Annotated in this window: 3 protein-coding genes; 2 read left to right on the forward strand and 1 reads right to left on the reverse strand. The window is 65.9% G+C overall.

Annotated features, from left to right (window positions below):
- Positions 1-140 precede the first annotated feature (140 nt).
- Entirely contained in the window at positions 141-3,191 is a 3,051-nt protein-coding gene (locus OEX18_15420) for a protein kinase (protein MDH4338657.1), read from the reverse strand.
- A gap of 504 nt (positions 3,192-3,695) precedes the next feature.
- Between OEX18_15420 and OEX18_15425 the strand changes: the two genes are divergently transcribed.
- Complete coding sequence (locus tag OEX18_15425; GenBank protein ID MDH4338658.1) at positions 3,696-4,901, forward strand: hypothetical protein; 1,206 nt, start codon at positions 3,696-3,698, stop codon at positions 4,899-4,901.
- A gap of 131 nt (positions 4,902-5,032) precedes the next feature.
- Positions 5,033-5,608 carry an ECF-type sigma factor gene (locus OEX18_15430; GenBank protein MDH4338659.1) on the forward strand — a complete coding sequence of 192 codons (576 nt, stop codon included), beginning with the start codon at positions 5,033-5,035 and terminating at the stop codon, positions 5,606-5,608.
- The last annotated feature ends 246 nt before the right edge of the window (positions 5,609-5,854 follow it).

A 5,854-nucleotide genomic window follows, 5' to 3' on the forward strand; every position in this document is an offset into this window, starting at 1 on the left:
CGATTCACCAGTCGAACGCGCTGAATCACGTGGAGATGGAGGAAATCGCCTCGATCGAATTCCTGAACAGGGATGTGGTCTATCAGAAGGTCACGAAGTTCGATCCCCCTCCGTACAGCGGCCTGGCAACGCAGTAGGTTTCATCTGCCGAGCGCCAACAGACGCTCGTTCGCTGCAATTACTTCCGGCAGGTCGGGGTCTGCGCGCCACCAGCCTTCCAGGAAGCTGCGGTACTCCGCCGCGGCCGCATCGGTTGCGCCGCGCTCATCCAGAATGCGGGCAAGATGATAGCGGGCGATGCGGTGGCCGGGGTGGTGCTCAATGACATCGCGCACTTCCGCTTCGGCTTCGTCAAGGCGCTGCTCCATCTGGAAGGCCTCCGCGCGCATCAGGCGGTAGTCGATGTCCGTGAATGCCCAGATCTTCCCGTAACGCACGGCGAGTTCGAGTTGCTCGATGGCCAGCCCGGCGTCTCCCTCCGCCAGTGCCAGCCTGGCCGCCGAAAAATAGTGGTTCGCGAACAACATCATGGTCTCCCGGCCGCGCGCCTCGTCTTCGGTTAGAATCTGCCGCGCCTCGCCAAGACGGCCCACGGCGATGAGCGAGCGGATCTCGCCATCCGGGCGATTGTACTTGGAAACGTTGGGGTCGCGGGTCCAGCCCTCGGTCGTGCGACACCTGACGATGTAGTCCAGCGCTTCCCCGTGACGGCCGATGCGGCTGAGAAGGTTGCACATGTTCACGTCGCGTCTCACCGCGTCGACCTCGGTCGCGCTCTGGTTCGCCTCCGTCAGCAGCGCCAGCGCGTCGCGATACCGCCCGGCCCGGAGGTAGTAGCTGACAACCCCGCTCTCCGTGTTGACCCTCATTCGGTATCGCTCGCGTGGTGTCAGGCCGCTGTTCCCGGCATACGCTTCCGCCAGTTCGATCGCCTGCTCGAGGTCGCCGCGGACGTACGCGATTGTAATCAGTCTGTTCTCCAATTCCAGCGGCCGGGGATCCACCCGCATGCCTTGCTCGAGGGCGGCCAATGCACTGTCCGGCTTGCCGAGCACCATGTAGTTGTCCGCCAGCATGTCCCATGCATCAAACGAGTCGTCGATTGCGATTCTTCGCCGTGATACTGGAATCGCCTCGTCGGCGCGTCCGGTGGCAGTCAACCCGCCGGCGGTCATCTCGAGGAAGAAGAGATCGTCCGGGTAGAGCGCGAGCCCTGTGACTGCATATTCAAGGGCTTCGCTCCAGTGCCAGTACCACCACTTGGCAATGGACATCTCCTTGAGTGCATCGTGGTCGTCCGGCCATCGATCCAGCATTTCAGCGTACGTCTTCATGGCGTCCGCGCCATTCAAGGCAAGTCGGTCGCGCCACGCCTCCACGCGCAACCGGTCGCGCAGGCTGAGGCGCTCGCGATGACGCCACGCCAGGTCGGCGGACGCATGGGCCGCCGGCTGTCTGCCCAGCTCGTTGAATGCCTGGCTCTGCTGGTACCCCGCGAGTGCGAACGTGGTGTCGATGTCGAGTGCCCGGTCCAGTACGGTCACCGCATCGGTGTACCGGTTCTCCAGGTACAGTTTCTGGCCTTGCATGTAGAGTTCGTACGCGTCGGCGGACGACGTGGTCATGGCGGGCAGCCTGCGCGCGATCGGCGCCCGGGTGCCGCTGTGGGCCGCGATATCCGGGAGCGTCTGTGCGATCACGGAGTCGACGGCGGCCATGAGGTCAGGGGCGGCCATCCGGCCGTGCTTCAACGAGCGGCGGCTTGCTGTCTCCGACAGACTCCAGCTCACGATGCGCTCATCGCCGGACGCGGTGATCTCCGAGGTGAGCACCAGGGTTGCCCCGGCCTCACGGGCGAGGTCGATGGCGTCGTGACGGCCCTTCGCCGCGGCGCGTTTGCGGATTCCGGAGACATGCTGCGCGCTGAGCACGCGGCACGGGCTGTTCTCCGCGAGACCCGTCTGCAGGAGTGTTTCCAGCGTGGCCGCCCGCGCGGAGTCCGCTCCCGGGACCGTCCATGCCGCCAGCACGGGTGCGGCGACGGGGACGATGGCACGATCGCGGGTTGCAATGTAGGCCGCCGCGCTCACCGTGGCCACACCGATTGCGGCGTACATGGCGATTCTGCGTGGCCGGCGCGAGTGGCCTGGGCGGGTGAGATCCAGCAGTGCGACCTCGAGTTCCGCCGCGAACTCACCCGCCGTGCGCGGCCGCTTGTGCGGATCGGAATCGAGCGCGCTGAGCACGGCACTGTCGGCACGGGCCGGCAGGCCCGGGTTCAGAACGCCGGGAGGCCTCGGTGGAGGGGGATCCTGCGACGAGAGTGATGGTCCACCTGTTTCCGTGGTCTCGGTTGGCGGAAAGGGATACCGCCCGGTCAGCATCTCGTAGAGAACCACGCCCAGCGCAAAGATGTCGGAGCGCTCGTCCGGCGCAGCGCCCTTGCGCACTTCGGGTGCGATGTAGTACGGCGTTCCTCCGCGCCGCCCCGCACTCCGCGCCGCCCCGGCAGAGGCAGCGAGACCGAAGTCGAGCAGGATACCGCGTCCGGCGGGGGTGATCATGACGTTGCTGGCCGAGACGTCGCGGTGCAGCACGCGCCGCTCGTGCGCATGTTCGAGCGCCCGCGCCACGTCAATGGCGACGCGCAGCGCCGTCGCGGCGGGCATCGGTCCCGCCGCCCGGTGTTGCGCCACGGTCTGTCCCTCCACGAGGCGCAGCGCGATGAATGACTTTCCCTCCGCCTCGCCGAAGTCGTAGATTGTTGCGACGTGCGCGTGGTCGAGCGAGGAGGCCGCCCGCGCCTCGCTCAGGAAGCGTTCGCGGGCCATCTGCGACCGTGCCAGCGGGGCGGGCAGGAACTTGATGGCCACGGGACGGTCGAGCACGGGGTCATGGGCGCGCCACACGATACCCATGCCGCCGCGGCCCAGTTCATCGATCACATTGAAGCGACCGACGTTCCTGCCGCAAAGCGACTCCTCGTCCGCCGTGGAGCGAATATGCTTCAGAGGGGATGCGCCGATCTCCGACGCACTCTCGAGTGCATGCTCGAGCAGGGAACTCGCCTCGGTGAAGAGCTCCAGGTCTTCACCGCACTTCATCCTGAGATAGGCAAGCCGGTCGCCGGCCGGAAACTCGAAAGCTTCGGCCAGCAACTCGGAGGCACGACGATAGCGTTCGGGGTTCATTTGGGATGAGTAATGATTGTACGCCGCGCCCGGGCGCACCGGCCATGTCAAACTGCCCGGGCCGATCAGTCGGTATCATCCCCGGCCGGCGGACTTCCTGGAGAGGTGGTTGCCTGTTGTGAACGCTCCGGATCGTTGGCCAGCAGTTCATGAACGAGCGCGCGGAGCGCTCGATCGTCCCCGGAATGACGCTCTATGAAGCCGTCGCGCTGTTCCGGGGGGAGTGCGCACGCCTTGTGAAACAAGTCGCATGCTGCCCGGTAAAGCTTTGCGTTCATTCGGCCCTCCACCCCGCCATGGAGAGCGGCAAAGTGGCCGGTCGCGGGCAGCGTAAACCGGTCCTGGTTGGTCTCGGTCGCCCGGTTTGGGCAGATGACACCCCGACCCTCCCACCGCTGCCCCCCGGAGATGCGTTTCGCGCTAGCACCATTGTAAGGGCGTGCGCCGCACGCCATCCCCTCAGACAACCCTGGCGGGCACCCGCCCGCGAAAGGAGCCCGAGCCATGAGACGATGGTGCGTCCTGCTTTTCTCAATGTTGCTGCTTTCCTACGGTTGTGCGAGCGACGATCCGGTGCAGGTAACCGCCGACTCCGATGATACCGTTGATCTGACGAGATTCGAACGACTGGAGCGCCTGGCCGCAAAGCCGGACCAGGGGGTCGCAGAACTCATCGGCGCCACCGCGCCGGTGGTGGTGCCGGCCGGCTCGGTCGATGCCCTGCAGGCGGCCATCGTCGCGGCCGGTACGCACGGCATCGTGCTGCTGGAGTCCGGGCTGCACACCGAGTCCCAGGGTGTCCTGATCGGAACGTCGGTTTCGATCATTGGAGAATCCGGCGCGGTACTGGAGATCGACTCCGACGCCGATCCGTTCGACTACACGCTCGATCCCGCTCTGCACATCAAGAACACCGCGAACGTGATGATCTGGGGGCTGGCAATCCGGCCCACGGGGACGGTGGGCGGTGTCGCGGTTCTCGTGGAGCGTTCGCCGAACGTCACCGTTGGCTTCAACCAGATCGACGCACACCAGAACGCGATTGTCCTGCACCACGGGGACCGCGCGGTCATCTGGGGCAACCGTGTGAGAGTCACCGATGGCTTCTTCGCCGGCGAACTGCTGGAGGCCGATGGCATTCTCGCGCTCAACGGGGATGACGTGGCGGTGGTTGGCAACGACGTGAGCAACGGCCTGTTCGGAATTTTCGCCAGCGACGAGAAAGGCCTCCTGATGGGCAACACCACCTACGAGAACTACATCGGCGTGATCCTCTGCAAAGCCCCGCCAGCCTCGTTCCAGCTTCCCGGCGGCGAGATCTGGGGCTCGGAGCAGAGTGCCACCCGGTGGAAGGTGTTCGGGAACAACTCCGCGGATAACTTCACGGTGGGCTACCTGGTGATCGACGGAGCCAACAAGAACAGTCTGTGGGCCAACGACGGGTCCGGCAACGGAACCTACGACATCGAGCTCATGGGCGAGTCGATGCGCTTCGGCTTCTGCACGCCCACCAGTTTCGACAACTCGGTCAAGGCGGTGGGCCGCTACCGGCACATCACCATCAAGGACTGCGGTGTGGGGAACACGGTGATGGGTGGCATGCAGGTCGATCCCTCGGTGGACCCGTGCGAGGGGCCGTGCCCGGCAAGCGCACTCTCGGGGGCACCCGACGTGCAGCCGCGCCTGGCGACGATCGCCCGTCGTCGCTGAACCAGCGTTCCGGCCTCGCGGGCCCGCCGTCAAACGGCGGGCCCGCCCGGACCCTCAGGCTCGCGGTGACAGGTTGCTTCCTGCGTCCGTGGCGTGATACTGTTCTGCGCAGAGACTCGAACAGCCCAGCCATGCACGCCGACGAACCCAAACCCACCCCGAACCCGCCCGCGCCCGTCGACGCGTCCCTCGACGGGTTCTTTGCCGCCTGCTACGACGAGGTGAGGGGCATCGCCCGCCGGATTCTCTCCAAGGAGAATCGCGCGCATACCCTGCAGACCACCGACCTCGTCCACGAGGTGTACGCCCGCCTGAAGAACACCCAGTCCCTCGCCATCAACGATCAGACGCATTTCATGGCGCTGGCCGCCCGCACCGTTCGCCGCCATCTGGTCGACGAGGCCAAGAAGCGCCGGGCGGAGAAGCGCGGCGGAAAGATGATTCGCGTGACGCTGGTGACCGACGCGGTCGGGGGCTACGAACCCTTCCAGCCGGAACTGCTCGCCCTGGGAAAGGCCATGGAGGAACTGGAGCGGCTCCACCCTCGCCAGGCGTGGGCGATAGACATGCGCTTCATTGCCGGGCAGACGGTTGAGCAGGTGGCGAAGGAACTGGGCGTTTCGGAGAAGACCGTGAAGAACGACACCCGCGTGGCGCTGGCGTTTCTGCGCCGGGAAGTCGCCGGCCGCGGGCCGGAAGAACGTTAGGCCCCGGGCCGGTCTGGCCCTTGAATTCCGTCACTTTCCGCCCGGACGCGAGACGGTTGGGGGATTGTCGGGATGAAGATTCCCGACGTGTGCGCCGGGAAGTCGCTTGCACCGCAAGACTTCTCAGCGCGAAATGATGCCCGCGCCGAGCAGGGCATAAATGACCGACCCGGGTATCGACCCGAGGAAGACGCTCAGCAGATGGACGCGCAGGGGAACACCGTACACGCCCGCCAGCGCGGTGGC

This window comes from Candidatus Krumholzibacteriia bacterium, from assembly GCA_029865265.1.
In the GTDB taxonomy this organism is placed as follows: Bacteria; Krumholzibacteriota; Krumholzibacteriia; order WVZY01; family JAKEHA01; genus JAKEHA01.

What these genes read in the sequence shown, in the direction of transcription:
- OEX18_15420 (MDH4338657.1), bottom strand. Translation starts at nt 3,191, where the DNA reads ATGAACCCCGAACGCTATCGTCGTGCCTCCGAGTTGCTGGCCGAAGCT.
- OEX18_15425 (MDH4338658.1), top strand. Translation starts at nt 3,696, where the DNA reads ATGAGACGATGGTGCGTCCTGCTTTTCTCAATGTTGCTGCTTTCCTAC.
- OEX18_15430 (MDH4338659.1), top strand. Translation starts at nt 5,033, where the DNA reads ATGCACGCCGACGAACCCAAACCCACCCCGAACCCGCCCGCGCCCGTC.